The 26,522-nt window shown below is 63.6% G+C and carries 21 protein-coding genes; 2 read left to right on the forward strand and 19 right to left on the reverse strand.

All coding sequences use genetic code 11. The features are described 5' to 3' along the window. Positions 1-3: 3 nt before the first annotated feature. From IPU70_RS18165 to IPU70_RS18185, 5 genes are read right to left on the reverse strand one after another with little or no spacing between them, the layout of a single operon-like run. A complete protein-coding gene (locus tag IPU70_RS18165) occupies positions 4-939 on the reverse strand; it encodes a YncE family protein (RefSeq protein ID WP_207469154.1) in 936 nt (311 codons plus the stop codon). Beyond that, positions 936-1,865, reverse strand: coding sequence for an SMP-30/gluconolactonase/LRE family protein (locus IPU70_RS18170; RefSeq protein WP_207469156.1), 930 nt, complete (start codon positions 1,863-1,865; stop codon positions 936-938). Before IPU70_RS18170 ends, IPU70_RS18165 begins: the two co-directional genes overlap by 4 nt. After that, positions 1,862-2,650, reverse strand: coding sequence for a cytochrome b561 domain-containing protein (locus tag IPU70_RS18175; protein ID WP_242702568.1), 789 nt, complete (start codon positions 2,648-2,650; stop codon positions 1,862-1,864). The genes IPU70_RS18170 and IPU70_RS18175 overlap by 4 nt, the downstream gene beginning before the upstream one ends. A 9-nt stretch (positions 2,651-2,659) precedes the next feature. Beyond that, complete coding sequence (locus IPU70_RS18180; protein WP_207469233.1) at positions 2,660-4,114, reverse strand: sulfatase-like hydrolase/transferase; 1,455 nt, start codon at positions 4,112-4,114, stop codon at positions 2,660-2,662. After that, a complete protein-coding gene (locus IPU70_RS18185) occupies positions 4,114-5,130 on the reverse strand; it encodes a tripartite tricarboxylate transporter substrate binding protein (RefSeq protein ID WP_242702569.1) in 1,017 nt (338 codons plus the stop codon). Before IPU70_RS18185 ends, IPU70_RS18180 begins: the two co-directional genes overlap by 1 nt. A 175-nt stretch (positions 5,131-5,305) precedes the next feature. Here IPU70_RS18185 and IPU70_RS18190 point away from each other — a divergent pair, with 175 nt between their 5' ends. Then, positions 5,306-6,187 carry a LysR family transcriptional regulator gene (locus IPU70_RS18190; protein WP_242702570.1) on the forward strand — a complete coding sequence of 294 codons (882 nt, stop codon included), beginning with the start codon at positions 5,306-5,308 and terminating at the stop codon, positions 6,185-6,187. Between the two features lie 76 nt (positions 6,188-6,263). Here the strand turns inward: IPU70_RS18190 and IPU70_RS32995 are convergent, their stop codons facing one another. Continuing rightward, on the reverse strand, positions 6,264-6,398 hold the full coding sequence (locus IPU70_RS32995; protein ID WP_256439245.1) for a hypothetical protein: 135 nt from the start codon (positions 6,396-6,398) through the stop codon (positions 6,264-6,266). A 20-nt stretch (positions 6,399-6,418) separates the two neighbouring features. On the opposite strand from IPU70_RS32995, the gene IPU70_RS18195 reads away from it, so the two are divergent. Continuing rightward, on the forward strand, positions 6,419-7,111 hold the full coding sequence (locus IPU70_RS18195) for a heavy metal response regulator transcription factor (RefSeq protein WP_207469158.1): 693 nt from the start codon (positions 6,419-6,421) through the stop codon (positions 7,109-7,111). 100 nt (positions 7,112-7,211) lie between these two features. Here IPU70_RS18195 and IPU70_RS18200 read toward each other — a convergent pair whose 3' ends face one another. The 13 genes from IPU70_RS18200 to glmS form a co-directional block, all read right to left on the reverse strand. Continuing rightward, positions 7,212-8,369, reverse strand: coding sequence for a porin (locus IPU70_RS18200; protein WP_207469159.1), 1,158 nt, complete (start codon positions 8,367-8,369; stop codon positions 7,212-7,214). A 655-nt stretch (positions 8,370-9,024) separates the two neighbouring features. Then, a complete protein-coding gene (locus IPU70_RS18205) occupies positions 9,025-10,377 on the reverse strand; it encodes a type II toxin-antitoxin system HipA family toxin (protein WP_207469160.1) in 1,353 nt (450 codons plus the stop codon). 4 nt (positions 10,378-10,381) lie between these two features. Next, positions 10,382-10,621, reverse strand: a complete 240-nt coding sequence (locus tag IPU70_RS32820; RefSeq protein WP_371818993.1) for a helix-turn-helix domain-containing protein — start codon at positions 10,619-10,621, stop codon at positions 10,382-10,384. After that, positions 10,605-11,816, reverse strand: a complete 1,212-nt coding sequence (locus tag IPU70_RS18215; protein ID WP_207469162.1) for a polysaccharide lyase family 1 protein — start codon at positions 11,814-11,816, stop codon at positions 10,605-10,607. Before IPU70_RS18215 ends, IPU70_RS32820 begins: the two co-directional genes overlap by 17 nt. 12 nt (positions 11,817-11,828) lie before the next feature. Next, entirely contained in the window at positions 11,829-13,733 is a 1,905-nt protein-coding gene (locus IPU70_RS18220; RefSeq protein WP_207469163.1) for a tetratricopeptide repeat protein, read from the reverse strand. Further along, positions 13,726-14,901 (reverse strand): sugar ABC transporter, encoded by a 1,176-nt coding sequence (locus IPU70_RS18225; protein WP_207469164.1) that lies wholly within the window; start codon positions 14,899-14,901, stop codon positions 13,726-13,728. The genes IPU70_RS18220 and IPU70_RS18225 overlap by 8 nt, the downstream gene beginning before the upstream one ends. Continuing rightward, positions 14,879-15,595, reverse strand: a complete 717-nt coding sequence (locus tag IPU70_RS18230; protein ID WP_207469166.1) for an ATPase — start codon at positions 15,593-15,595, stop codon at positions 14,879-14,881. The genes IPU70_RS18225 and IPU70_RS18230 overlap by 23 nt, the downstream gene beginning before the upstream one ends. Before the next feature lie 9 nt (positions 15,596-15,604). Next, positions 15,605-16,945, reverse strand: coding sequence for an ABC transporter permease (locus IPU70_RS18235; protein WP_207469168.1), 1,341 nt, complete (start codon positions 16,943-16,945; stop codon positions 15,605-15,607). Positions 16,946-16,952: 7 nt separating this feature from the next. Then, a complete protein-coding gene (locus IPU70_RS18240) occupies positions 16,953-18,107 on the reverse strand; it encodes a polysaccharide biosynthesis/export family protein (RefSeq protein ID WP_207469170.1) in 1,155 nt (384 codons plus the stop codon). Between the two features lie 41 nt (positions 18,108-18,148). Next, positions 18,149-20,203 carry a glycosyltransferase gene (locus tag IPU70_RS18245; protein WP_207469172.1) on the reverse strand — a complete coding sequence of 685 codons (2,055 nt, stop codon included), beginning with the start codon at positions 20,201-20,203 and terminating at the stop codon, positions 18,149-18,151. Further along, the gene (locus IPU70_RS18250) at positions 20,200-22,680 is read right to left on the reverse strand and encodes a hypothetical protein (protein WP_207469175.1); all 2,481 of its coding nucleotides are present in this window, start codon (positions 22,678-22,680) and stop codon (positions 20,200-20,202) included. The genes IPU70_RS18245 and IPU70_RS18250 overlap by 4 nt, the downstream gene beginning before the upstream one ends. Before the next feature lie 39 nt (positions 22,681-22,719). Next, positions 22,720-23,979, reverse strand: a complete 1,260-nt coding sequence (locus tag IPU70_RS18255) for a nucleotide sugar dehydrogenase (RefSeq protein WP_207469177.1) — start codon at positions 23,977-23,979, stop codon at positions 22,720-22,722. A gap of 579 nt (positions 23,980-24,558) precedes the next feature. Then, positions 24,559-26,391, reverse strand: coding sequence for a glutamine--fructose-6-phosphate transaminase (isomerizing) (glmS, locus tag IPU70_RS18260; RefSeq protein WP_013390993.1), 1,833 nt, complete (start codon positions 26,389-26,391; stop codon positions 24,559-24,561). Between the last annotated feature and the right edge of the window lie 131 nt (positions 26,392-26,522).

Below are 26,522 nucleotides of genomic sequence, written 5' to 3' on the forward strand. Positions count from 1 at the left end.
GCCTCAATCGTCCAACAGAACCAGGCAGGACACGTCCGGCTCCCGCTGCGTGGAGATGAACCGTTCAAACTTCAGCGTCTCCATGTTGAAAATACCCAGCTTGTCATTGTCCTGGCTGACGTAGGCCAGCGGCCGGGCCGGATGATAGCTCAGCGCGATGGCACGAGCCTCCAAGGGGACATGCCCCAGTTCCCTAAGATCGGCCGGATCGACGATGGACAGGCTGCGTTCGCCGTAGTTCGTGACCACCAGCCTGCCGTCGCGATACTGGTATAGGCGCGTCGCGTCGTCGCGGGAAGGCGCGGACCGCAGCACCCTCATGGTCGCGGTATCGATCGCGCACAGGGTGTTGCTCCAGCGGCAGGTGACGTAGAGCGTCTGTTCGTCGGCACTAAGGGCATAGCCCTCTGGCTTCTCGCCCGGCGCGCACGGCACTGGCGCAACAGTCGCGTCGAACGGCCGGATCTTCGTCACGGTGTGCGACAGCAGGTTCATCGAGTACGCCGTCTGTCCATCACGACTCAGCGCGAACAGATGGCTCTTGATGCCGCCCGTCGGCACGGCACGGCGCGGCGCCGTGTCGCTTGCGGGACGATCGAGCACCAGCAACTGCGCGCGATCTTCGCTGAGCACGAACAACCTTCCCTCGCGGTCCATCTGCATGCCGTGCAGGCGATTGAAGGGCGCAACGTCTATGGTGCGGACCAGCCGGCGCTCACGGATGTCGATCTGGAAGATCTTCGTGCCGCCCGCGCCCAAATGGCCGGAGGTCTCGACACCGTAGTGGCCGACGTAGGCAAAACGCCTGGCCGTATCCACCACGAACTCGTGCGGATACTCCTCCAATGGAATGCTGTGCAGGCGTGCGCCGGTAGCGACGTCGTAGAAGCTGAAACAGTGGCTGCACTTCTCCACCAACAGCAGGATTTCCTGGCTCATGGGCGCTGTACTCCTTCGGTATTCAGGATGATTCGGTAGAGCGACGTGGACGCCGCGATATAGAGCTGATTTCGCCGCTTTCCACCAAAGGTGAGATTTCCCACTTTCTCTGGCACCGCGATGCGGCCCAGGCAGGTTCCGTCCGGCAACAGCACCTGGACCGAGTCTGCGCTGCTGGTGTACAGCCAGCCGCGACGATCCACGCGAAAGCCGTCGGGCAGGCCAGGACTCACGTCCGCGACCACGCGGAAGTTGGAAAGCGATGCGCCGTTCACGTCGAATGCCACGATCCGGTGGTTGCCGCCGCCGTCGGTACGCAGCGCGGCCGACGTGTCGCTAACGTACAGCACGGACTCGTCCGGCGAGAACGCCAATCCGTTCGGCTCCTCGACCTGGGCGCTCGCCGCATGCAGCCGCCCGGTCTTCGGGTCGTAGCAGAACACGTGGTTCGCATCCTGTTCGCTGGGCGCCTTCTGCCCCTCCCGGTCGCTCAGAATTCCATACGGCGGATCGGTGAACCATATGGCGCCGTCGCTGCGGACCACCAGGTCGTTGGGCGAATTCAGCCGTCTGCCTTCATACCGGTCCACCACGACCTCGCCGCGGCGGCTGGCATCCAAGCCCTTGGCGTCCAAGCGGGTCCGCACGATCGCGCGCAGGCCGTGCGAACAGTGCAACAGGTCGCCGTTGAGATCGCGCGCATGGCCATTGGTGAACCCGGCCGCCTCGCGCCAGACGGTCATGCCATCGCGCGCCGACCAGCGCAAGATACGGTTTTTGGGAATGTCGCTCCAGAGCACCGAGTCGTCTTCGCTGACCCAGACCGGCCCCTCGCTCCATACCGCGCCGCTGCACAGCCGCTCCAGGTTGGCGCCACGCACCACCGGCTCCAGCCGGGCATCCAGTATCGTTATCCCATCCCTCATGACAACGGCCCTCTCGCCTGATTCAGTTCTGGCTTGCCGGACGCCATTCCGTGCCCGAGCTTGCGCACGCCCCAGCCCACGGGCTCGAGCGCCGCGCCGGGTAGAGACGGATCCAGGCCCCAGATGGCCTGGTACGTATCGATGCAACGCCCCTGGCGCTGCAGGCGCGCCGCAAGGCTGAACAGACCTGCCCACCAGCAGACTATGGCCAGCCACATCCAGCGCGGCGCATCGGCGGTCCACAAGCCCATCGCGATAGCTGCCACGGCCAGTAGCAAGGCAAAGTATCCCAGCGACTTGTGCACGCGTTCGAACCGGATGCGGCGCGGCGTCATGTCGTAGTGATCACCATGCAGATCGATGACCGCGCCTTGGGCATCCCTGCGCGGCGCGGTGGGACCGCCCTTGGTGCCCCGCAGATGCCCGCCCAGAACTTGCAGCAGGCCCAGCGCGAATAAGGACCATCCCAGGAACGCGTGCGCATCCCGGACCGGGCCGCGGTAGCCATCTTGCCGCCACACCAGACAGATCCCGATCACGGCCAGGGCTACCGCGCAGTAGTTGCACAACCGGTGGCCATGCCACCAGGCCTTGTTGTCCAGCGCCGCAGGCCAGGGCTGCCTGGGCATGACTTTGAAAAACCTGGCCAGCATTACCGCAAGCGGCACCAGGACGCCCCATGCGAGCGTCATGATCCGCCCGTGCCAAGACACCGCCGACGTAATGAAATGCCCGGTCGAGCCGCTGATGGGCGTGGCGAGCCATGCGTAGAGATCTTGCAACATGGCAACGGTTCAGTGACCGGTCCCGAGGAGCTTCACGGCTTCCCCCGGGATCGGGGTATAGCTGCTGCCGCCGCGGGCCAGAATTTTCTGCGCGCCGCCATGGGCCTCGATCAGCGCGCCCTGATCGCGCTTGGCTTCCTGATCGGTCAGCGCCGGGTCGCAGATGGCTTCCAGCTGCCCGCGAAAGCCGCGCACGATCTCGCCCATGGCGGGATCCTGCGCGATATCGTGGACCTCCTCGGGGTCCAGTTCCAGGTCGAACAGCTCGGGCTCGAAACCTGTGTAGTGGATGTACTTGTACCGCCCCTGGCGCAGCATGTAGGCCGCGCTGACGCCGCCTGCCGCGTGATACTCGCTGAATACCGCGCGGCTGGAGTCATACGGCGAGTCCGCGATATCGAAGAACGAACGGCCGGGCATCCCCGCCGGCATTGGCGCGTCCGCACCCACCGCCTGCAGGATCGAAGGGAAGAAGTCCACATGCGACACCGGCGTGGCCACGCGCCGGCTGGCGGCGATGCCGGGGCCGCTGGCCAGCATGGGGACGCCGGCGGACTCTTCGTACATGGTCGATTTTCCCCACAGCGCGCGCGCGCCGAGATTGTCGCCGTGGTCCGAAATGAAGACCACCCGCGTCGTCCGCGCCAGGCCGGTCTCCTCCAGCGCATGCAGGATCCGTCCGACGTTCGCGTCCAGGAACGAGCATAGACCGTAATAGGAGGCGATGGCGATTCGCCGCTGCTCGTCGCTTTCAAAGTACGAGTCGAATCCATAGCAGTCGTTCCACGCCTGTATCCACGGGTGATAGGGCGCGCGTTTGCCTGGCAGTTCGATGTCGCGGCCCGCGTACATCGCGTAGTACTCCGGCGGAGCGATCAGGGGCGAGTGCGGCGAGATGAAAGACGTGTACAGCACCCAGGGTTTGTCGTGCGGAACGCGGCTGGCTTCGCGCAGCCATGCCACCGTCCTGGACGTGATATCGCGGTCGTAGCGGGTGTAGCTGCTCTCGCCCGGTCCGATGCTGCGCGCCAGGTCGGCGGATTGGTGCCGCGTGGGCAGCGGATCGCGGATCAGCCCGTAGAGATCGCCCACGCCCGCCTCGATGTGCATCGGAATGATCTGTTCGGAAAAGCCGCCGTCGATATCGTCCCCGCTGTAATGCAACTTGCCTATGGAGGTGACGCGATGGCCGGCGTCCCGCAGCACGTGCGCCCAGCTGGGCATGCGGCCGTCATAGGCGATGGCGTTGTCCCAGCAGCGGTTCTGGTGCACATGGCGTCCCGTGGCGAAGGCAGCGCGCGCGGGCACGCAGATGGGAGAGCTGGAATACGCGTTGTCGTAGATGGTGCCGCCCGCCGCCAGTCGGTCCAGATTGGGTGTCTTGACCACGGGATGGCCGTTGTACCCGAGCACCTTCTTGTTGTGCTCGTCGTCCATGATGATGAGTAGATTCTGCGCCTGCATCATTCCGCCTTCAGCTTGTTCTCTTGGATGACCTGCTGCCAGCGGACGGACTCCGCCGCCACGAACGCCTCCAGCTGCTTGCCACTGCCTGGAACCGGGTCAGCGCCCGCCTTCTCGAACTGATCCTTCACGGCAGGCGACGCCAGCGCCTTCTGCAAGGCGCCTTCCAGCGCGGCGCGCACAGCCGGGGGCAACTGCGCCGGACCGAATAGGGCATGCCAGTTGTCGATCGCGAAGCCCGGCAGGCCTGCCTCCGCCGCCGAGGCCACGTCCGGCAAGGCGCCGGACCGCCTGGCCGCAGTCACGAAAAGGGGCACCACGCGCTTGCCCTGCGCCAATGCCGTCGCGGCGGGAATGCCGGCGAAGGTCAGGTCCACCTGGCCTGCCGCCACGGCCGTCATGGCCGCGTTGCCGCTCTTGTACGGAATGTGCAGCAGCTTCCCGCCGAGCTGCCGCTGCAACAGCACGCCCGCCAGATGCTGCGGTCCGCCTATGCCAGGCGAGGCGTAGCTCATCTCCACCGCAGCCCCCTTGGCCTTGGTCTGAAGCTGCGCATAGTCGTTCACGGCCAGCGCAGGCGAGGCCACCAGCACCAGCGGCACCGACGCCACCATGCCTATCGGCGTGAAGCTCTTGGCGGGGTCGTAGTCGACGGGATAGAACGAAGGCGAGAGCACCATGTTCGAGACCGTGCCCATCAACAGCGTGTATCCGTCCTTGGGCGACATGGCCACGCTCTTCGCGCCTATCACCCCCGCCGCACCGGCCTTGTTCTCGACGATGATGGACTGGCCCAGCAACGGACCCATTTCATTGGCGAGCACCCGCGCCAAGGCATCGGGCGCGCTGCCGGCCTCGGACCCCACCACGATCTTGATCGGATGCGACGGATACTTGTCGTCTGCCGCCGCCGTGGCGGTCAGCGCACAGCAAGCGGCGGCAAACAGCCAGGCCGCCCGCGCGGCCCCGCGCGTTGCGATCGCGCTGGCGGCCCGATTGCTTGCGATTGATCTCATGCTTTGTCTCACTCTTTTTTGGGGATGGCCCGACGGCGCTTCCGTACCGCAATCATTCGCGCGCAATGCATTCCCGTAAAATGAAAAGTGTTGATGAATCGATAGCCACTGGTTATTTGTAAACATGACATCCGCGTCCGTCTCCCATCTGCTAAATCGCCTGAGAATGCGTCAGATGGCGCTGCTGCTCGCCATCGACGAAGACGGCACGCTAGGCGCCGCAGCGCGCGCCATTGGCATGACCCAGCCCGCTGCGACCAAGATGCTGCACGAGCTGGAAGAGACGCTGGGACAGGAGCTCTTCGACCGCGTGGGCCGCGTGCTCAGGCTCAACGCCGCCGGCCGGCTGGCGCTGCTGAGCTTCAGGGGCATGACGGGCACGCTTGAACAACTGCAGCGCGAACTCAACGAACTGCGGCTCGGCCGGGCGGGCCGGCTCTCCATCGGCAGCATCATGGCCGCCTCGCCCATGTTTCTGACGCGTTCGCTGGCCAAGCTCAAGAAGCAGTATCCGCTGCTGTCGGTGGATATCGAGGTGGGCACCAGCGACAGGCTGATGGAGCAGCTGGACCGTGGCGAACTCGACGTGGTGATCGGGCGTGTGCCAGGCGCTTCAGGTTCCTACCGCTTCCGCGCCCTGGACGAAGAAACAATCTCGGTCATTTGCGCACCCGGCCATCCGCTGGCCCGGATGCGCGCCCCCGCCTTCGATCGGATCAGCGGGTTTCCATGGGTATTGCAGCCGGAGGGCAGCCCCATGCGCGAAGTCATCACGCAAGAATTCATGAATCACCACACCGCCCTGCCGCCAGGGCTGATAGAGACGTCGTCCACGCTTATCACTGTGCATCTGGTCATCAGCACCAACATGATTGCCGCCTTACCTCAGCCGGTGGCGAAAGGCTTCCAGACGCACAAGATGATCGGACTGGTGAAGTACACGATGCAGAATAGGCTTTCGTCCTACGGCAGCATCGTCCGGGCGGACCGACCTATGTCGTCGCAGGTCGAGCACTTCTTGCGCTTGATACACGAAGAGGACTCGGTATCTTGGTGAGAGGCGACGTTGGCCTGCCGCTCCGCGATTCTTGGCTCTCTCGGTGCATGCAAGAAGGCTGAAGAGCATATGAACTTCAGCCGTTGATGTCTGAGAAATTACTTTTTCCCCGCAGTTTGCTTGCGGATTCGTAATCCGCGAGTAGGCCTTCTGACGAGAGCATGCCGCTACAGTGGCTTTGCATATAAAGCTGCAAATTGTCGATTTTCATGTTGACGCTCTCACACCAAAATGAAAATTCTAGTCATCGAAGACGAGAGAAAGCTCGCCGAGAATCTTCGCCGCAGTCTCACTCACAACAACTATCTGGTCGACATCGCGCTCGACGGTATCAGCGGTTTGCAACTGGCGGACGAGCAACAGTATGACTTGATCATCCTGGACGTGGTTCTGCCCGGCATGGATGGATTCGAAGTGCTGCGCCGAGTTCGGTTGCACGACAGCGTGCCCGTCATAATGCTGACGAGCAGGACCAGTCTGGAAGATCGCGTGCGTGGCCTGGAGCAAGGCGCGGATGACTACCTCGTCAAGCCATTCTCGCTGTCGGAACTGCTCGCGCGCGTCCTAGCGCTGAAGCGGCGTGGGATCAGCTTCGGAGATATGATGTGCGGCCAGAACATCCTGCGCGTTGCCGACCTGGAGCTTGATCTGCTGCGACGGCGCGTGACACGCGGCGGCGCGCGCCTAGAGCTGACTGCCAAGGAATTCTGCTTGTTGACGTTCCTGATGCGTCGCCAGGGCGAAGTCCTGTCCCGCCTTGTATTGGCCGAGCACGTTTGGGACATGAACTTCAACAGCAATACCAATGTTGTCGAGGTCGCGATACGCCGGCTTCGGGCAAAAGTGGACGATCCCTTCGACGTCAAGCTGCTGCATACTTTCCGCGGCATGGGATATACGATCGAGCACCGCGAAATGGAATGATCGGTCGACCGTGGCACGCGGTTTCAGGCATGTCAAGGCAAAAAGAGGCGAGGCGGGGCTGCAAATTGCAGCCCCTGCCCAGTCTTATCCGCCCTGCCGCTCAGAATGAGTGACGCAGGCCGATCATTGCCTCCGTTGCCTTGGCGTCAGACAGGAAAGCGAAATTCCTGGTGTACGACGCAACCGCGTACATGGTGGTGCGCTTGGACAAGCTGTACGAGTAGCCCAGCGAATAGGTACTGCTGACCGAGTCGCCGCCGGTCAAACTGCGGTTGTTCGGATCCACGCGCTGCCATGAGCCGAACATGCTGCTGGCGCCGCCCAGCGGCGCGGATGCCGCCAGCAGATAGGAGTTCGTGCTGAAGCCGTCGACGAAGACATTGGATGGCGTGCCCCGAAAGTTGCCAATGCCCGCACCGGAGGGGAGGCTCTTGCCGGCGAACCAGCCATCCGTTGCGCGCTCGTAGGCCAGAGCCAGCTTGAAGACTTCAAAATCATAGGAGCCGCCCACCGTGAACGAACGGGGAGTGGCCGCCGTCTGGGCAGACGACAGCTTGTTTGAGGCATTCAACTGCTCGTAGGCGAAGAACCCCATGAGCGGACCATTCGCGTAGCTGATTCCGCTGGTAATGGCGCGTGTGTTATCGGCGGTTCTGAAGCCCGTCTGCGCTGCGTTGCGGTCGTCGGCGTTGAACGCATAGCCGGCGGAAAAGCGGAAGCCCCCCATCGACGGACTTTCATACAAGGCCAGGTTGTCGTAGCGCACCCAGTTCGAACTGCTGAATCCCAGCCCGCCGCCGGTATTCAATTGCGTGAAGCCGCCGCCGAAGTCCGGACCGAACATCGCATACATCAGGCGCGTGGCGACGTTGTACTGACGGCCCAGACGAAATTCGCCCCAGTCAGCGCTGCCAAGGCCAACGGTTGCCTCACGACCGAACAGACGGCTGTTCTGGCTGGAGCTGCCATTGGCGGAATCGTAGCCGGACTCCAGGCGGAATGTGGCGTACAGTCCGCCACCCAGGTCTTCCTTGCCACGCAATCCCCACCGCGAGCCGGCAGTCTGACCCGTGGTCATGCCTACGCGGCTTCCCGCCATGTCGGTCTTCATGCCCGTTTCCCGATTGATGTATGAACCATCGACCTTCGCGTAGCCGATGCCCGTGTCGATGATTCCATAAAGCGTGACGGAGGTCTGGGCATAAGCTACCGAGGAAAGTGTGGCTGCGGATAAAGCCACTAGCAGGGTCTTCTTCATGTATTGCTCCTTTTGCAGTCGGACAAGTGAGCTGGCCGACAAAAGAGCACGTAGTGCTTATCCGCTGCTTTTCATATGCGAATGAGATGTTCTGTCGGCCAGTGCCAAAACCAGTTTGTTCAGATGCAGCCGACAGGAAACGAACGGATGAATTACAAATACAACATCGCCGCGTAATGTGACGAGCTCTACCCAGAACGGAATCTCAAGTACTTGTTTTATTTGGAAAATTTGAGCCTCCCCCTGGGTGCACGGAGCCTTGGTTGGCGGATAGTGATTTCCCGGACTCTCGAGGAAATGTCGTCAATATGCGACGCAACGAAATCCTGTCTGCCGCCAAGAAGAATATGCCGGTCTCTTTATTTCATCTTCCCGGCGGGAAAGTAATTTTTTGGTCGCCGTTTTGATGGACTCGGGTTTTTATAATTTCTGCATTGCCTGTTTTCCAATCTGGCTAACGCGCCGCGATCCCAGATGGCCGAATTTGTCCGCACACGCAATGGCATCGAATCGCGGCAGGCATTGCACCTTATGAAGCAGTAACCGGACTCTCGTAGTGAGCGTGTCGAGCGACCTCCTCTACGCGAAGGGAAGAGGTCATTCCAGGCGCATACCGCCCAGTGCGGTATGCGCCTCTTTTTTGGCTGGGCCGGGACTACCCCGCAAGCTTGTCCGCCGCCGTCTGCAGTCCGTCCAGGACGTGGTCTGCCAGCGCCGGCGGAAAGTCTTGTGGCAGCCTGGCGCGGACCGCGCGCACGGCATCCGGGGTACGGGCGACCAGATCGTCCAGCACGAATGAGGTTCCACGACCGTCCTGCGTCACGACGCCATGGCGCGCGCCCACCGTCAGCCAGTGGCGGCGCTGGATGTCGCGCATGCACCAATGCGGGTTCTTCGAGCGCACGGCCATCGCCATCTTCGCGCGGATGGGCGCCAGCTTGCCTGGCCCCTCGCCCAGGATCGGATAGGCGGACAACACGTCGTATAGCGGGGTAAGTTCGTAGGCCCCGCCGGGCCGCAAGAACAGGCTGAAGTTCTTCGCGTGGCCGTCCGTTGCGCACAGCATCCAGAACAGGACCTGAGCCTGGAAAAACGTCCGCCTGTCATGCTCGGTGTCGCGCGAGGTTTCGAGCAGATGCATGATGCGGTCAATGCCGGGGCCGCCATCCGCCTCGTACTTCAGGTGCGGCGGGGTGCCGGTCGCCTGGCACATGTCTTCCTGCGGCAGGCGGATGAGACTACGCTTGCCATTTTCGCCGTCCCGCCAGCGGCGGTCAAAACGTTCGACCGCGAGCACCTTCATGTCTTCGAAGCTCAGAACTTCCGTGCGCGCCACAGGCATGCCGTAGGCAGCCAGGATCTCCGAGCACAGCCATTCGTTTTCCACCGACTCGCTCAGGTCGAACTTCATGTTGCCGACCAGTCCCAATGGCAGCTTGAGGATGTGAGTCGTTGGCGTAGCGCCTTGCGGCAGGCACCAGCGTCCATCCATCCGCAGCAAGGCGGTCTTCTCTTGTGCGCCGGCGATGGAAATACGGAAATCATCCTCATCGATGGTCAAGCCGCCGAGGGGTGCCGGCGCCAGAACGCTGCGCAACAGCTGCGCCACCTGGGCATCGCTCAATGGCGTCGCTTGCACCGACGTCACGTCTGCCGGCGTTGTGCCGGCAGGCAGGATCTGCAAGGCGCCCGCGCAATCGCGGCCGATTTCGGCAAGCAGGGCGAACGCGTCGGTCGAGCCTGCCCGGAACCGGCGCACAACCCGCTCGCGGATTTCCTTGCTGTCGGGCAACAGGTTTTCGAAGTATGCGCGGACCGCGTCGCCGCGATGCGGGCCATTGCCCGGCGTGAAGGGCAGGGAGAGTGACAATGGCCTGCCCGGTCCGGAGGCGATCCAGTCCTTGTCGTACTGCAGGACTTCACCGGCGTGGGGCCGACTGCTCCACTCTCCCACATAGGTGCCATTCATCCATAGGCCCAGGACCTGGGCGTGTGAACGTCGCCCCATGGCTTTACCAGCTAGGTTCGGATGTTGTTTCGGATGCCGGCTGCGCGCCTCGCTGACGCAGGACCAGTTCGACCCCCAGGATGCTGAGCAACTGCAGCAGCCGGTCGGCGCTAACCCTGTCGGCATTGCGCTCCAGGGCGGACAAGGTCTGCTGTGTAATCCCCAGGCGCAAGGCGGTGGCCGCCTGGGTCAGGCCGGCCGGTTTCTGCGAGCCGCGACTACCGGTCTCATGATCCCACGCAATCGACCCCGACCCTGGACGCCGGCAACGGCGTATCTCCGCCCGTATTCCCCGCGAACTTGCGGATCTTCTCCGCCAACTCCGGCGTCGGCTTTTCATAACCGTAGCAATACGGCGGCGTCGGCGCGGCCTCGGGGCGGTAATCCTGCAGCACGGGCTTCGCATCGCCCAGGTACAGATTATCTTTCAACCGCAGGAAGGCCTTGTAGTCGCGCGTGTAGCCATGCTGGGACTTCAGTTTCTCGTAGGCGCCACGATCGGATTCGCCGTTTTCCAGCGCGCTGCGCTTGGCGGCGATGGGAATGTAGTGGCAGTAGTTCACGTTGATGCCTTCCACCGTGGGAAAGAACTCGGGCTCCACGCATTTGCGTTGCGTGGAGTTCTTGAAGATATTGCCTTCGACCAGCGCGCGGGCCTCCAGGCTGAAACTCATGCCGTAGAAATCCCAGTCTTCCAGCAGATTGTTGAAGAGGTGGAAAGTGCCGAACTGTCCGCGGGGATTGCGCTGCACGGTGTTGAGAAAGTAATTGTGATGCAGCGTCACGCGCGCGATCGAATCGCGGTCGTAGTTGGCGTAGAGATTCTTCGAGGTTATGTTGTTGAGCAGCATGACCTTGTTCGAGTTATGGAACTTGGTCCATGAGATCGTGACATCTGTCGAACCGTTCTTCACGTTCAGCAGCCGGTCCGACATGCGCGAAAGGTCCATGTGGTCGACCCACACGTCGCGGCTGTTGTTGGCCACGTTCACGGCCTGCGTCAACCGCGACAGGCGCCCGTCGATCGTCAGGTGCGTAAGGATGACGTTCTTGCTGCCATACACGCCCAGCCCGTCGTCGATCAGGGTGACACGCTTGCCGCGCCCGTCTATGGTCGTGTTCGACGGCACGCGCAGCTGCGTATTCAGGACGATGGTCATGTCGGACGCGAAGCGGATCCAGGTCGGACCCTTCTTCGCCTGCGCCAGCGCGGCGCGCAGCGTTCCAGGACCCGAGTCCTGGTCGGAGGTGACGTCGATGAATTTCCCGCCCAAGCCGCCCGTGGCCTGCGCGCCGTAGCCCTCGCGCTGCTGCAGCAGCGCCGCGATGGACGGACAGTGCTCGTCCGGACTTTTGCACGCTACGTCAGCTGCCGCCGCGCCGCCGTAAAGCGCGGCCAGGGCGAGCAGCCAACGCGCGGCTTTCGTTGCAACCTTCATCGGCATTCGCTCCTATTGCTGCGCGGACCGGTCCGCGGCGGTGACGTGGCGCCAGATGCCTCCGCTCAGGCGCAGATTTTCCGGGGGGCCGGCCAGATGCTCCCTCAGCCGTTCAAAATAGGCCTGCTGCCAGCGCAGGGAGTACGCATCGGCGTCCTCGCCGGGCTGGGGTGCGGGCAGCATCTCCAGGGTATAGGCAACGTGGCCGTTCTCCCAGCGCGGCGCGTAGAACACCGAGGACACGCCCATGCGATGCGCCAGGTGCGACGCGAAGCTGGAATACGTTACTTCCTGCCCTTCGAAGGTGGTGCGCGGCGCCGCCGGATTGGCCGCGCCGTCTATGGCCAGGCACAGCACATAACCCGACGTCAATGCGCGCATGCAGGCCTTGGCGACCTGTGCCTCGGTCTGGTCCGCCGTGGAGATCAGGGCGGCGGAATAACTGCTCTGCGCAATGCTGGGCGCGGTCGCCAGCCAACGCGACGGGATGCCCACCAGTTCCAGCGCCATCAGCCCGGCATACATGGGGCCGACGTGCGCCGTGGCGACCACCACGCCCTTGCCGGCGGCCAGCAACGGCGCAAAGAAGCGCTCGCCGGTGTCGAGTTCTCCCAGCACCTGCATCGCCTCTTCGACGCTCTCTTCGCGGCATTCAAGCCAGTCGAACAGCAGGTGGTCCACCAGATGACCCCAGCGCGCGCGACGCTCCCATTGCGCGCGGTCGATACTGGTGTCGCCGCGCATCGACCAGGCCCAGTCCAGGCGCGCCTGCGGAATAGGAGCGGCAGGCAGCCGCTCCTCCAGCTGCGCCATGGCCTCCTGGAAAGTCGCCGGCAGCCGCTGGCCGCGTTGCGCGACATATTTCCCGAACAGCGTCTCGGCCTCCTGCTTGCGCCCGGCCTGCGACAGTGCGCTGATGGCCGCGCGCTGCCAGAGCGGCTTCTCGGGCGATTTCTCCAGCAGCTGCATCATCTGGTCGGCCGCGGCATCGTACTGCAGCGTATAGCGCAAGGCGCGCGCATAGAAGGCCCGCGTCTGTTCCAGATCCGGCGCCAGGTCGACGGCCTGCTTCAGCGGCGCCAGGGCCTCCTTGTAGCGTCCAGCGCGCAGCAGGGTCTCGCCATGCAGCGTCAAGAGCCTGACGTCCGCGGGCGCCGCGCTCAGGCCGGCCTCGAAATGCGCCAGGGCGTGCACCTTGCGGTCGTCCTCGTTGCCGCGCCGCAAATGCGCCAACCCCAGGGACGAGCGCAAGACAGCGCAGTCGTGGCCCGCGCCCAAGGCCGCATCGCCGAACCGGATCGCCGCCTCCACCCTGCCATCCTCAAGCAGGGCGCGCACGGCCATCGTCGCCACGCGCTCGTTGGGCAGTTCGCGCGGGTCCAGCGCCGCCGCCATGTCCGCCGCCTCTGCCGCGTCGCCATTGCGCACGAAGGCCATCAGCCAGGCATGGGCTTCGCCGGGCTCGCTTTCCGCCATGCTCCTGGTCGCGCGGGCGACCTCGGCGGCCTCGGCCGTCCGGCCGGCCTGCACGCGCAACTGGATGCGCGCGGCATGCAGGGCCGCGGCGCCGGGCTCGATGCCGGCGGCGGCGTCCGCCTCGGCGATGGCGCGATCCCATTGCTCGGTGCGGCCGAAGAGGCTGGCGAGCAGGCGTCGCTCGTCGGCGCGCGCGGGATAGACCGCGACCATGATCTCCAGCGCGGCTATGGCCGGGGCCAGTCTGCCCTCCCGCACCAGGGGGGAAACCAGCAGGCGGCGCGCGTCGCGCCAGCCGTCGGCCGCCTGCCGCAGCGCCGGCTCCAGCGCGGGCATTTCATTCAGCGGCTCGGCCGACGAATGAATCCGCTTGATCAGATCGCGCAAGCGCGCCGTGGCGTCGACTCCGACCGGACGATCCGCAATTGCCGTATCAACCATGACGCAACCCCCTCAACAAAGCCATCGCCACGCGCGCGATGAACATCAACACAAAGCCCAACGCCAGCGCCTGCAGCAGCAGGATCCCCGTGCGCGGACTGCTCGGGCGGTCCGTGGGCACCGGCTGGGCAATGATGGACAGGTAGCGCTGCAGGCGCAGCGTGTCGGTCATGGCCTGCTGGTAGGTTTGCTGCGCCAGGGTCAGGTTCGAATCCGCGAACACCTGGGCATTCCTCAGCGCTTCGTAGGATTTGAGCTGCTTGGCTTCCGTGTTGCCGCCGCCGCTCAGGCGCTGGCGCACCGCCGCAATCCGCTTCTTCAGGGACGTCACCTGCATCTCGGCGGGCCGCAGCATGAAATGGTCCTTGTTGCCCAGCGCGCGGATCTTGTCGAGATTGATCTGTGCGGTGTTGAGCTCTCCTTCCAGCTGGCTGGAAAGGTTCAGCAGCATCGTCACCGTGGCGGTGGGGTCGATGTTGCCGTGGGTGGTGCGCCACGCGGTCAGCGTCTCTCTGGCGGCAAGCGCCTTCTGCTCCGCGAGCTTCACTGCCTCCTCGCTCACCTTCAATTTGTCGGCGACGCCCTTCTCGTTCATGGAGCTGACAAAGTTCTCGGCCAGCTCGATGAGCGCCCTGGACAGCATCGCGGCGTCCTCCGACGAAAACGCGCTCACGCGCAGCACGTCGATCTGCTCCAGCGCGTTGAAGGAAACCTTGACCGAAGCCTGATAGGCGCGGAAGAGATCATCCTCGCTGGAGTCCTCGGCCAGATGGTTTATCGGGTCCATGCCCGCCCGGATCAAGTACTGGCGCAGGCCGACCTTCTTGTCGAGCTGCTGCATGGCGTCGCGCGACTTCAGAAAATCGGCAACCGCCCATCCGTCCACGAAGCCGCCCAGCATGCCGCCCGCGTTGCCCGTGGTCAGGAGGCTGGCCGCCGCGCCGCCACCGCCTTGCTGGCCGGAGGCCGACTGTACAAAGAAGCGCGACTCGGCCTCGTAGCGGGGCGTGGCAAACAGAGAAACATAGATCAAGGCGCACACTACCGGCGCCAGCACCATGAGCGTGTTGATCCAGCGGTGGCGGCGTCGCTCGCGCAGCGCCGATTGGCGTTCGCGGCGGCGGCGTTCGATTTCGGACCTGCCCTCAGAGGCCGATTCCGCCCTCATCGAAGCCGCCTCCGAAGACGTCGTCGCCTGTGCCGGATTCGCTCCTTGATCGTCGCGGAGGATACTTGCGGATGCACTGGTCGAGGTCGTCTTCGATGCTGAGCGCGCTTCGTTCATAAATCAAACCCTTGAAGCAATAGTCCGCCAACTGATTCTGGCGATAACTGGAAAGAATGAGTGTCCGGCCAACCAGCCGCTCCTCGAAAAGAGCCAGCCAGAGGCGGGTGAAACGGCAAGGCTCGAAGGGGATGGCCCCTTCGATCACATAGACGTCGAACGCTGGCGCCAGCGCCAGCGCAAAGGAGAACTCCTGTCGCGCATAGAGCGGCCAATGCTCCATGGGTTTGGCCAGGGTCCTGGGATCGCTGACCAGGTCGGCGACCAGTTCATGCGTGGCATCCGCGTCGATCTCGTACATCTCGCTGACGAAGTCGATCATGCTCAGGCCGTTGGCCTTGCCCCGGATGAAGCCCTGCCGGCCTATCGCCCACGACACGTTGCCATCGTGCTTGACGAAGCCCTGGCGCGGGGGCCGCAGACCGCACAACACGTCGACGATCTGGCGATGCAGTTCGGGCGCGTGCGACAGCAAGGCATAGCGCCCGACCGGGATCGCGAGATCGACATTGGAAAGCAGCGCTTGCCTGCTTCCGAATGCATAGGGCTCGTCAGTGACGCCATTGAAATGGATCATCTACTTGCCTCACATCGGCTGAACATTGGGACGGGCCAGACGCTCGGCCGCCAATGCAAGCACCATCAAGAAAACCAAAGAGGTCAGGAAATACCTCAAGCTCGCATCGTGCGAGGTGTAGGCCTCGAAGTAGGCCGAGCGCAACAGCTGCATGCCGTGCGCCAACGGCAGCCACAGCATCCAGGGACGCAGATTCTCCGGCAACTGCTCCGAGACAAAGAACACGGCTGCGAAAATCTGCAGAAAGCGTTCAATGATCGGCGCCAGCCTGAGAAAGAAATGCCAGAACGTCGCGATCGATCCGAACAGCACGCCCAGCGCAACCCCGAAACACCCCATCAGCACCACGTAAAGCAGGAACCCCGACCAGCTCTTGGGCAGCGTGATGAGCTCCAAGGCATGGCCTGCGCTGATCAGCACCAGGAACACCACCAGATACACCGACACGTAAATGAACGCCTGCACCAGTGCGCACATCAATGGCGTTACGCCCTGGAAATTCAGCAGGCCGCGAGCCGATACATAGGCAGTGCTGCTCCTGAAGACGATTTGCCGGAACATGATCCAGGTCGTCGCCCCCAGCAGCGAGAACGTCTGCACATCCATGCCCATGATGTAGTGCGTGCCCATCAGGATGTACAGCGACGAGATCAGCGTCAGCAGCACGACCGGGCCTACCAGCGCCCAAACCAGCGCGATCCGGCTCTCGCCGTGCATCACGCGCAGCTGGTAGATGAACATCGCCAGCAGCGTGCGCCCGACCGGCCGGAACTTCACCGAGTGGCTCGGATCATGCCCCTCATGCAGGCCTTGCAGGCGCTCCCGCAATATCGCGAGATCGCCGGCCTCGTCCTGCGGCACCTCGACTTCCAGCGCGATGTCGTTGCGCGAGGCGTGGCGGCGCGCTTCACGCGCCTCGTCCTGCTTCCTGCGCTCCACGCGCCGCGCATGCGCCGCGGCCAGGCGTTCGTCTTCCGCCACCAGCTTGGCCGGCATGTAGCCCGGCGCGAACACGTCGACGCCGTCGCGGATGTCCATTTCAAGCAGGCGCACGATGACGCGCAAACGCCGCCGCGAAAAATCGGCCAGCGTCTCGTCGACATCGCCGCGCACGATTTCCGCATCCAGCTCCGCCTGCACCGCCTCGTACACCGCCCGCCGGGCCGCCACGGAATCGTGCGGCTCGCCCTCCAGGCGCGCGACCAGCGGCTTGAGCAGGACGGCCGGCGTGGCCTTTGCTTCAAACAATGCCGCCGGATCCAGGCGCCAGGCCGCGACGCCGGATCCCACTGCGTAACTGCTGTCCTTCCGGCGCGAACGCCAGCCCTTGATCCTGTCCTCGTTGCTCATCGACACGCTATTGGCTTATGCCGGACGAGCCGCCCGAATCGCTGTCGATGGCACGCGTGGCGCTGAAGCCGGCACTCATCGTGACGCGGAACGCCGACAAGACCTTCTGCACCTGCGTGAACGGCGCGTCGGAGATGTAGATGGCCTGGCCTTCATGCACGGTGAATTCCCGCGCCAGCGCCACCTGCTCCGGCCGCGTCAGGTCGAACTGGTAGACCACCGGCAGCAAATCCGGCTTGCCCTCGGCGCCGGCCTTGGCGGGCGTGAACAGGAATACGGAACGCGGATCCGCCAGCTTGTCGTCCAGGCCCTTGGAATCCGCCAGCGCGTCCAGCACGCTGTAGTTGCGCTTGCTGATGGCCACCCGCCCCTGGTTGCCAGCCGCGCCCAGCACGGTCAGATACTCCTTCGAGTCATAAGCGGTGATGACGTCGCCGGCCCGCAGCAGGATGTCATTGTTCTGGTTGCGGTAGATATCCGACAGTCGCACCGACGCCACCTGGTTGTCGCGGCGCAGGCTGATGACCAACTGCTCGGGATTCGTCTGCACCGGCGCGGCCTGCGCCAGCGCGCTGCTCAGGCGCTGGGAGGTCTGGGTGATGGCATACATGCCGGGCTTGGTCAGGTTGCCCTGCACGGTCACCATCTGCCCGCGCGCATCCGCGGCGCGCGTCACGCTGACGTCCGCGCCCACGACGAGCCTGGCCAGGCGTGCCACGACGGCGTCATGCAGCTGCGCCAGGGTCATGCCGTCGGCATGGAATTTTCCGAGGATGGGGAAAGTCACGTTCCCCGCCGAATTTATCTCCTGGTTGCCCAGGTCGCTCACGCCGGAAGGATCCGCCGCGAACACGCCCAGTCCGCCGCGCTCCCATACCTTTACGTTGATGCCGTCGCCGGGAACCAGGCGGTCGAATCCGGCCTGCGTGAGGTCACGGTAGCGCACCGGGAAGTCGGCCACGTCGGGCACCCGGCTGGCCTGCACCAGTTCGCGCGACACGGGCATCACGATGACGTCCTTGTCGTCGTGCGCGCCCGTCATCTCGCTCAACATGGGGCCGGAACGGGGCAGCTGGCACCCCGCGAGAGTCAGCGTGGCAAGAACCACCATGGTCAGGGCTGCTTTGCGTCGCAGCCCTGAACCCGGGACGTACATATGCATAAGATCCTTTCGTTTCAGCAGCTTGATTGGATGAAGACCAATCAGGCTTGCATCAGGCGCATGGGCTCGATATCCATGCGTTCGTCGTTCTCGGACACCACGGGCATGCACAAGCCCATGAACTTGGTCAGCATGGCATCGAGCGAGAACAGCTTCTGCGCCCGGTGGCGGCTGTGCTCCCTCAATTGCTCGTTGTCGCGCACCTGGTCCACCATGGAGGCGACCTTCTCGCATGCCTCGTGCAGATCCGGGTGATCGACGCAGCTGAGCAGGTGGCCGGTCTCGTTCTCCACAAAGCACTCGCCGGCGCCGCCCGCGGGCGTCGAGATCACGGGCACGCCCACCAGCTGGGCTTCGATCAGCACGTTGGGCAGGCCTTCGTAGCGCGACAGCAGGACGCTGGCGTCCATTTGCGAATACCAATAGCCCACGTGGTTGGAAAGGCCGACCAGCAATAGCCTGTCCGTCACGTTCAGCTCTTCGGCCAGCGCCTCGATGTTCTCGCGCAGACGTCCGTCGCCCACGATGACGAAGCGCGCCTGCGGCCTGTCCTTCAGGTACATCGCCGCCAACTTGATCCACAGCTGCGGCCGCTTGTCGGGCTCCAGGCGGAACACGCCGCCGATGGTCTCCGTGGCATCGGTGGTGCTTTCGTGGAAAGCCTTCCACTTTTCCTCGTCCGTCGCCGACGCGTCGGTCGCCAGATCCGGCACGCCGTTGTACAGAATGTGGAAACGCGTGATCGGGATACCCAGCCATTCCGCGTAGGCTTCCGCGGCCTTGCAGCTATTGCTCACGAATACCACGCCGGGGACCTGGGCCAGGGCCTGGTACAGCTCGGGATATTCTTCGCGGAAGCGGTCCTTGCGGATGTTGGGCGGCAGCCCGCGGAAGACCAGGTGTATGGTCGGCGCGCCAGCCAGCAGCGCAGCCAGCGCGCCGAACAGGCAGGTGCCGTCTTGCCACAAGCTCACCACATCGAACGGGTTGGCCCGCAGCACCGGCGCAAGCCGCGTGACGCCGTAGTGCACCGGAGGTGGCAATTGTTCCAGCAGACGGCTCAGGCTGCCCTCGGGAACGGCTTGATGCGCGACCGAGACCGCCGGCAGCTTGTTGATTTCCGTGACCTGGATCTGCGCCTTCACCAGCACGGGCAGGAAAAAGTCCAATCCCTGTTTCTTGGTGGAGCCCGCGGGTTCGGTGTGCTGCTTCACCATGACTTCGACTTTCTTCGGCATCATGACGACATCGGCCGGCCGGCGCTCGGGAGACTCCGCCAGGCGGGTCAGTTCGCCCGCAAGCCGCGTCAGCTGGCGCTCGGCGCCGCCGGGCCCGAGGCTGCCCGTCACGAGCGCCACCGACACCGGCTTCTCCGCCGACTGCTCGACGATCTGGCGGTCACGGAAGTGCAGGATCGCATGCTTCATCGACACGATCCTGACGTCCTTGCCGATCAGTCCCTCTTCGGACTCGAAGTGCTGATAGAAGGCGTAGTCACTGGCCAGCTCGTTGGCCAGTTCCGCCGCCTTGCTGCCGGGCGTCAGGTGCTTCATGACGGGCGCGATGGCGTCGAACGCGTCGGCCAGCAGGCCGCGCTTGCGCAGGCGCTTGGCGAACTCGACGCGCATGTTGCGATCGGTGTTCTCCAATATCAAGCGGCGGAACAGCGCGTCGGACTGCTCATGCGCGCGGATGTCGCTAAGCAGCTTGGCACGCGAGAACAAGCGGTCCGGGTTCTGCGTCGACGGCGGCAGATGGCGATCGACCAGGGACAACGCCTCATCGATCTTCCGTTCCTTCACCAGCCGGGTCGCGCAGTAGCGGACAATCAGGAAGTCGTCCGGGCACTCTTCCAGCAGCGTGGCCCACTGCTGGGCCATGCCTTCATTCAGGCCCGCCGACTCCTTCAGCCTGAGCAGCAGGAAACGGACTTTGGGGTCTGCCACGTGGTCGCCCGCCAGCGCCTGAGCGCGGGCCAGGTTTTCCTGGGCCACTTGAACCCGCACCGACGCCGTGACGATCTCTTCCAATTGGGCTTGCACCGACTTAAGGTCGGACGCAGCCTCCGCTAGCTCGCTAGTCAATGGCGGATTCATGCGGCCTTCCTCCGGTTGATTTTCTCGATCCAAACCTGGCAGCGCTGAATGTAGTGATCGAACTGCGCCGGATTTTCAGAGCGTTCCTGCAGCTTGCGCCAGTAGGGCAAAGCCTGTTCGAAGCGGTGCAGGCGCATGGCGCCCACCGCGGCCAGGCGCAGGCCGATGGGATCATCGGGCACCAGCTTCACGATGCGCTCGCCCAGGGCCAGACGCTCGGTCGTGCTCGCCGGATCCAGCGCGCGCGATTCCGCGTACAGCACGGCGAGGATGCGCCGCTTCTCATGATCGACTTCCGTCATTGCGGGCCACGACTGCGCCACGCGGTCCAGCAGGTTCCAGGCAGCCTGGTGATCGCCGGCGGACAGGATCTCGCGGGCGCCCCGGATGGCGCGCGGTCCGAGCCTGCCAAGCTGACGCTCGGCCTCGTCCCGGGCGCCCTGGTCGGCGCCCTCGTGGCCCAGCACCGTCTTGTAGGCGTCGATGGCTTCGCCGTACCAGCCGCCATTGAAGGCCACGCGCGCAAAATGCAGCTTCGTGCTGAACGGGGCGGCATCGCCTGCCGCGGCCTGCTCGAGGTGCCGCATAGCGGTCTGCTTGTCTCCCAATGCGTCAGCCGCGCGGCCGCGCATGGCGTGCAGTTCGGGGAAATCGATCTGGGTGTCCAGCGCGATATCCGTCAGATCGATGACCTCCTTGTGATTGCCCGCCACCAGCGCGGCGCGCACGCCCAGCCGCATTGCGCGTTCGAATGCACGCTGTGCGCGCACGCCGGCCAGCGCATCCGGCGTGAGCAGGCGGTGGGCGCAGATGCGCTCCGCCGCGTCGCGCAGACGCCCTTCCTCCAGGGCACGATCGCCTTCGCCGGCCCATGCCTGCGACTGCGACTTCAGCCAGGAAACGATATCCTCCTGCTCGCTGTTTGCCAGCTTGCACGAGACCGCGAGCGTGGCCGCTGCCATGATGCAGCCGCGCCAAGACGCTTCCTTGACGAGTTCCAGAACCTGGATGTCATTGAGTGCGGGCGATTCGGACGCCAGGTTGCGCAGTCCGACGCGGTCGCCAGCCAGCAGGCGGTCGCGCCACAGCATCGCAAAGCCGCGGCCGTAAGTGGGCATGGCCGCGCGGACCTCGGTGACCCAGCGTATGGCGGCTTCCATGTCGCCACTGGCCTGCAGCAGCGCGAGCACCGTGTCGGCGGCTTCCACCGCTACCGCGTCTTGCGGGGAAGAAATGCGGAACAACTGCTTCCAGTTGCCCAGGGCCTCGTCCACATAGCCCAGGTGTCCAGCGGAAAATGCCGCGATGCGCACGATTTCCGGGGTTTCGATCTCATCGCCCAACAGGCCGGCGGCGAGCGAGTACGCCACCTCATGGCGCCCCAGCTTGAACTGGTTGCGCATCAGGATCTGCTCGGCCTTGCTGCCGGAAGCGACCGCGCCGTCGGCACTGCCCAGCAGCGCCAGCGAGCCTTCGTAGTCGCCCAGTTCTTCCTGGATGCGCGCAAACAGCAGCGTGTGTTCGGGCAAACCGGGGTGGCGGCGCAGCACTTCGCGCACACGGCGCGAGGCTTCGCGCAGTTGTCCCGAGTCCCAGAGCTTTTCGATGCGGTCCGCGCTTTCGTCGGCGGCAAGCTTGGGCGCGGAAGGCTGCGTCGTCGAAGCATCCATGCGCGGACGCATGTAAGTCTTGAACCACTCGGCGCACAGGCGTTCGGCAAAGGCCGGCGTGTAATGAGTCAAGTCGAGTCCGCCATTTTCCATCGCGTCGCCCTGGCCGATCTTGTTCATCAGCGGCGTCGGGTCGTAGCAAGGCACGCCGATGCGCTGCGCGCTGGCCGTCACCGCGGCGATCAGCTGCTGGCGCTGTTCGATGGGCGCATTGTCCGGCGTCAGGGCATTGACGTGGGTGACGAACACCACCTTGTCGCGGCCCAGCAACTCGACCAGTTGGTTCATTTCCTGCTCGATTTCCTCGTCCGTCTGATCGCGCTTGACGATGCGGGCGAGCAGGTCGCGGTCATCCGGCGTGAGCCCCTTGAAGACCGGGTCTTGATCCAGCAGCGCGCGCCGCTCGGCCAGGCGGTCGGCGTGGGCCATGGACCAGAACATCCGGGTGCGCGTGCGGTCGGCGAAGAACTCGCTGAAGTAGCGCACCAGGTAGTTGGACTGGATGGGGTAGCCGTCTATGGCCAGCAGCTTGCGCGAGGACAGTTCGACCACGTAGAGGTCAGCCGGCTTGTGGGCGCCTTTGCGCGCCTGTTCGCCATTCGAAGGCCGGAAGATCACGCGCTGGACGTCGGCAGGGATGTCCCCCTGGCCGAACATGAATCGCGCCTGCTGCAGCGCCTCGGCGCTGGTGTGCACGAAACCGTAGTTGCGCCCGAGTTGCAGCTTGATCGGGTAGCGGCCCACGGCATCGCGCAGCGGCGTATGGATGCGGCAGGTTCCAATCGGAGCGGTGGTAAAAGCAGCCATTCGAAGGCTCTCCTCTAGTGATCGATAGTGAGCCTGAACTTAAAGAGTCCAGTACAGGAGGTCGGACTGAAGCCGTTTGCTGTCCAGCACGGACTTCAGGTCGCACACCATGCCGCCGCTCTTGACCAGAGCCGGCATGTCGTCCCAGATGGAGTCCATGGTTTCGCGATGCGGCACCGCCAGGATCAGCACGTCCATGTCACGAAACTGGTCGCGTTCCACGAGCTTGATGCCGTACTCGTGCTCCATCTGCTCCGGATCGACCATCGGGTCGCACGCAACCGGGGTGATGCCGTAGGCGCCCAGGGCGTTGTAAAGATCGACCACCTTGGAGTTGCGGATGTCGGGCACGTTTTCCTTGAACGTCATGCCCAGGATGCCGACGCGGGTCGTGGCATTGAGACGGCCATTGCGGGCCAGCGTCTGGACCACGCGCGAGGCGACGTGGCTGGCCATGCCGTCATTGATGCGGCGGCCCGACAGGATGACCTCGGGGTGGTAGCCCAGTTCTTGCGCCTTGGAGGTCAGGTAGTACGGATCGACGCCGATGCAGTGGCCGCCCACCAGGCCGGGCGAGAACTTGAGGAAGTTCCACTTGGTGCCCGCGGCCGCCAGTACTTCCGAGGTGCGGATGCCGACCAGGTCGCAGATCTTCGACATTTCGTTCATCAGCGCGATGTTGATGTCGCGCTGCGTGTTCTCCAGCACCTTGGCCGCCTCGGCGACCTTGATGGAGGAGGCGCGGTGCACGCCCGCGTCGATGATCTTCTCGTAGACGCCGGCAATGATTTCCAGCGATTCCTCGTCCTGGCCGGACACGATCTTGACGATCTTCTCCAGCGGATGCTCACGGTCGCCCGGATTGATCCGCTCGGGGCTGTAGCCCAGCTTGAAATCGACGCCGCAGCGCAGGCCGGAGATTTTCTCCAGTTCCGGTCCGCAGATTTCCTCGGTGGCGCCGGGATGGACGGTGGATTCGAAAACGACAATGCAACCGGGACGCAGCACGGGGCCGATCGAACGGCAGGCACGCACCAGCAGCGAAAAATCCGGGTTGTTCTTTTCGTCCACGGGGGTCGGAACGGCCACTACGAAGAAATCGCAGTTTTCCAGCTCCGATACCTGATCGGTGAACTGCATGGGAGAGGCTAGCAACACGTCGCGTTCGATCTCGCCGGTCCAGTCATCACCCTCTTTCAGCCGTGCGATTCTGCGCTTGTCCACATCAAAGCCAATGACATCAAAGCGCTTGGAAAATGCGACGGCTACGGGCAGGCCGACATATCCAAGGCCACACACTGCGATTCTCTTTACCACGGGGGACCTCACTGTTTCGTCGTGTCGTGGACACTAGAAATTGACGCCCGGGGGACAGGAAATCGATGCGGAATCGAATATGTTTGCCCCGGTTCGGGCGGGCGTATTGCTTAAGAATGTTTACAGCTCGATACGTGTTTAGACGTGCCAAACGACGAGCCAACGAATCGTACGGGGCGTAGACAGCGAATTTCTTTCTAAATATTTTTATCGCTGTTGAAATAAATCAGATTCGCCGCAATAAACCCAGGGAAATCCCTCAAACAATTACATTCATTACATGGACCGCAACATAGGCCGATCTTGAGATTGTTAGCAAATATATAAAAGAGTTTTTCTTGGTCCGGTTTAACCAAAATGAAAAAACATAATAGCCACAAGGAGTTATTTATTAATGACCCAGGGGCATGTCATATTCCAAAACAGCCTGGATACAGTCATTATTCAGACATAACAAAGCCTGACTCCCGCTACCGCCATAGTAAGTATTCGCACACGCGGCCCCGCAAATGAAAAAAGCCCACCGCACGCGGTGGGCTTTTTGCTCAATTGCAGGCGGCTTTACTCCACCGTCACGCTCTTGGCCAGATTACGCGGCTTGTCCACGTCCGTGCCCCGCGCGCATGCCGTGTGATACGACAGCAGTTGCAGCGGGATGGTGTGCAGGATGGGCGAGAGCTTGCCGTAGTTCTCGGGCATGCGGATCACGTGCATGCCCTCGGCGCTCTGGATCTTGCTGTCGGCGTCGGCGAAGACGTACAACTCGCCGCCGCGGGCGCGCACTTCCTGCATGTTGGACTTCAGCTTTTCCAGCAGCTCGTCCTTGGGCGCGATGGTGACGACGGGCATGTGCTCGGTCACCAGGGCCAGCGGGCCGTGCTTGAGTTCGCCGGCCGGGTAGGCTTCGGCGTGGATGTAGCTGATTTCCTTGAGCTTGAGCGCGCCTTCCAGGGCAATCGGATAGTGCATGCCGCGGCCAAGGAACAGGGCGTTTTCCTTGGAGGCGAAGCGATCGGCCCAGGCCATGATCTGCGGCTCCAGGGCCAGCACCGAACCGATGGCCACGGGCAGGTGGCGCAGCGCCTTCAGGTGCTCGGCTTCCTGCTCTTCGGTGAGGTGGCCGCGCACCTGGGCCAAGGTCAGCGTCAGCAGGAACAGGGCCGTCAGCTGGGTGGTGAAGGCCTTGGTGGAAGCCACGCCGATCTCGACGCCGGCGCGCGTGATGTACGACAGCTTGCACTCGCGCACCATGGCGCTGGTGGACACGTTGCAGATGGTCAGCGTGTTTTCCATGCCCAGCGAACGGGCGTGCTTGAGCGCGGCCAGGGTGTCGGCGGTTTCGCCGGACTGCGAGATGGTGACCACCAGCGAGCGCGGGTTGGGCACGCTGTCGCGGTAGCGGTATTCGCTGGCGATTTCCACCGCCACGGGGATCTTGGCGACGGATTCGATCCAGTACTTGGCGGTCAGGCCGGCGTAGTAGCTGGTGCCGCAGGCCAGGATCAGCAGGGAGTCGATGTCCTTGAAGATCTTGTAGGCCTGGTCGCCGAACAGTTCGGGCGTAATGGATTCGATGTCTTGCAGCGTGTCGCCGACAGCGCGCGGCTGTTCGAAGATTTCCTTCTGCATGTAGTGGCGGTAGGGGCCGAGTTCGGCCGCGCCGGTATGCACGTGCACGGTGTGGACTTCGCGGTCCACGTTCTTGCCGTTGGCGTCCACGATCCAGACGCGCGAGAGTTGCAGGTCGACGACGTCGCCGTCTTCCAGGTAGATGATCTGGTCGGTGGTGCCGGCCAAGGCCAGCGCGTCGGAAGCCAGGAAGTTCTCGTTCTGGCCCACGCCCACGACCAGCGGCGAGCCTTGGCGCGCGCCGACCACGCGGTGCGGCTCGTCGCGGCAGAACACGGCGATGGCGTAAGCGCCATGCAGGCGGCGCACGGCATTCTGCACGGCTTCGAACAGGTCGCCGGCGTACAGGTGGTTGACCAGGTGCGCGATCACTTCGGTGTCGGTCTGGCTTTCGAAGACGTAGCCCACGGCCTGCAGCTCGGCGCGCAGTTCGTCGTGGTTCTCGATGATGCCATTGTGGACCAGGGCGATGCGCGGCTCGTCGTTGCCCAGGCGCGAGAAGTGCGGATGGGCGTTGTGCGTGGCCGGCACGCCGTGGGTGGCCCAGCGGGTATGGGCGATGCCGGTGAAACCCTGCACCTTGTCCTGCGCGACCTGCTCGGCCAATTCGGCCACGCGTTGCGTGCTGCGCGTGCGGCGCAGATGGCCGTCGGCGTAGACGGCGACGCCGCAAGAGTCGTAGCCGCGGTATTCAAGGCGCTTGAGGCCTTCAACGAGGATCGGGGTGATGTCGCGCTGGGCGACGGCGCCAACAATGCCGCACATAGGAGAGTGCTCCGGTAAGTTCGTGTACCGACGCATTGTGCTCGTCCCCGCAAGAAATTTGATTTCTTTATGGAACAAGAAATGGAAGTTAATTCCCTTACATGAATGTGATTAAATAATATTTCTTCCAA

It is taken from the genome of Achromobacter sp. SD115 (assembly GCF_017355315.1).
Classification (GTDB): Bacteria; Pseudomonadota; Gammaproteobacteria; order Burkholderiales; family Burkholderiaceae_B; genus Achromobacter; species Achromobacter xylosoxidans_B.

Excerpts from the sequence above, each read along its gene's own strand:
- IPU70_RS18165 (WP_207469154.1), bottom strand. The coding sequence starts at position 939 with ATGAGCCAGGAAATCCTGCTGTTGGTGGAGAAGTGCAGCCACTGTTTC.
- IPU70_RS18170 (WP_207469156.1), bottom strand. The coding sequence starts at position 1,865 with ATGAGGGATGGGATAACGATACTGGATGCCCGGCTGGAGCCGGTGGTG.
- IPU70_RS18175 (WP_242702568.1), bottom strand. The coding sequence starts at position 2,650 with ATGTTGCAAGATCTCTACGCATGGCTCGCCACGCCCATCAGCGGCTCG.
- IPU70_RS18180 (WP_207469233.1), bottom strand. The coding sequence starts at position 4,114 with ATGCAGGCGCAGAATCTACTCATCATCATGGACGACGAGCACAACAAG.
- IPU70_RS18185 (WP_242702569.1), bottom strand. The coding sequence starts at position 5,130 with ATGAGATCAATCGCAAGCAATCGGGCCGCCAGCGCGATCGCAACGCGC.
- IPU70_RS18190 (WP_242702570.1), top strand. The coding sequence starts at position 5,306 with ATGGCGCTGCTGCTCGCCATCGACGAAGACGGCACGCTAGGCGCCGCA.
- IPU70_RS32995 (WP_256439245.1), bottom strand. The coding sequence starts at position 6,398 with ATGAAAATCGACAATTTGCAGCTTTATATGCAAAGCCACTGTAGCGGC.
- IPU70_RS18195 (WP_207469158.1), top strand. The coding sequence starts at position 6,419 with ATGAAAATTCTAGTCATCGAAGACGAGAGAAAGCTCGCCGAGAATCTT.
- IPU70_RS18200 (WP_207469159.1), bottom strand. The coding sequence starts at position 8,369 with ATGAAGAAGACCCTGCTAGTGGCTTTATCCGCAGCCACACTTTCCTCG.
- IPU70_RS18205 (WP_207469160.1), bottom strand. The coding sequence starts at position 10,377 with ATGGGGCGACGTTCACACGCCCAGGTCCTGGGCCTATGGATGAATGGC.
- IPU70_RS18215 (WP_207469162.1), bottom strand. The coding sequence starts at position 11,816 with ATGAAGGTTGCAACGAAAGCCGCGCGTTGGCTGCTCGCCCTGGCCGCG.
- IPU70_RS18220 (WP_207469163.1), bottom strand. The coding sequence starts at position 13,733 with ATGGTTGATACGGCAATTGCGGATCGTCCGGTCGGAGTCGACGCCACG.
- IPU70_RS18225 (WP_207469164.1), bottom strand. The coding sequence starts at position 14,901 with ATGAGGGCGGAATCGGCCTCTGAGGGCAGGTCCGAAATCGAACGCCGC.
- IPU70_RS18230 (WP_207469166.1), bottom strand. The coding sequence starts at position 15,595 with ATGATCCATTTCAATGGCGTCACTGACGAGCCCTATGCATTCGGAAGC.
- IPU70_RS18235 (WP_207469168.1), bottom strand. The coding sequence starts at position 16,945 with ATGAGCAACGAGGACAGGATCAAGGGCTGGCGTTCGCGCCGGAAGGAC.
- IPU70_RS18240 (WP_207469170.1), bottom strand. The coding sequence starts at position 18,107 with ATGCATATGTACGTCCCGGGTTCAGGGCTGCGACGCAAAGCAGCCCTG.
- IPU70_RS18245 (WP_207469172.1), bottom strand. The coding sequence starts at position 20,203 with ATGAATCCGCCATTGACTAGCGAGCTAGCGGAGGCTGCGTCCGACCTT.
- IPU70_RS18250 (WP_207469175.1), bottom strand. The coding sequence starts at position 22,680 with ATGGCTGCTTTTACCACCGCTCCGATTGGAACCTGCCGCATCCATACG.
- glmS (WP_013390993.1), bottom strand. The coding sequence starts at position 26,391 with ATGTGCGGCATTGTTGGCGCCGTCGCCCAGCGCGACATCACCCCGATC.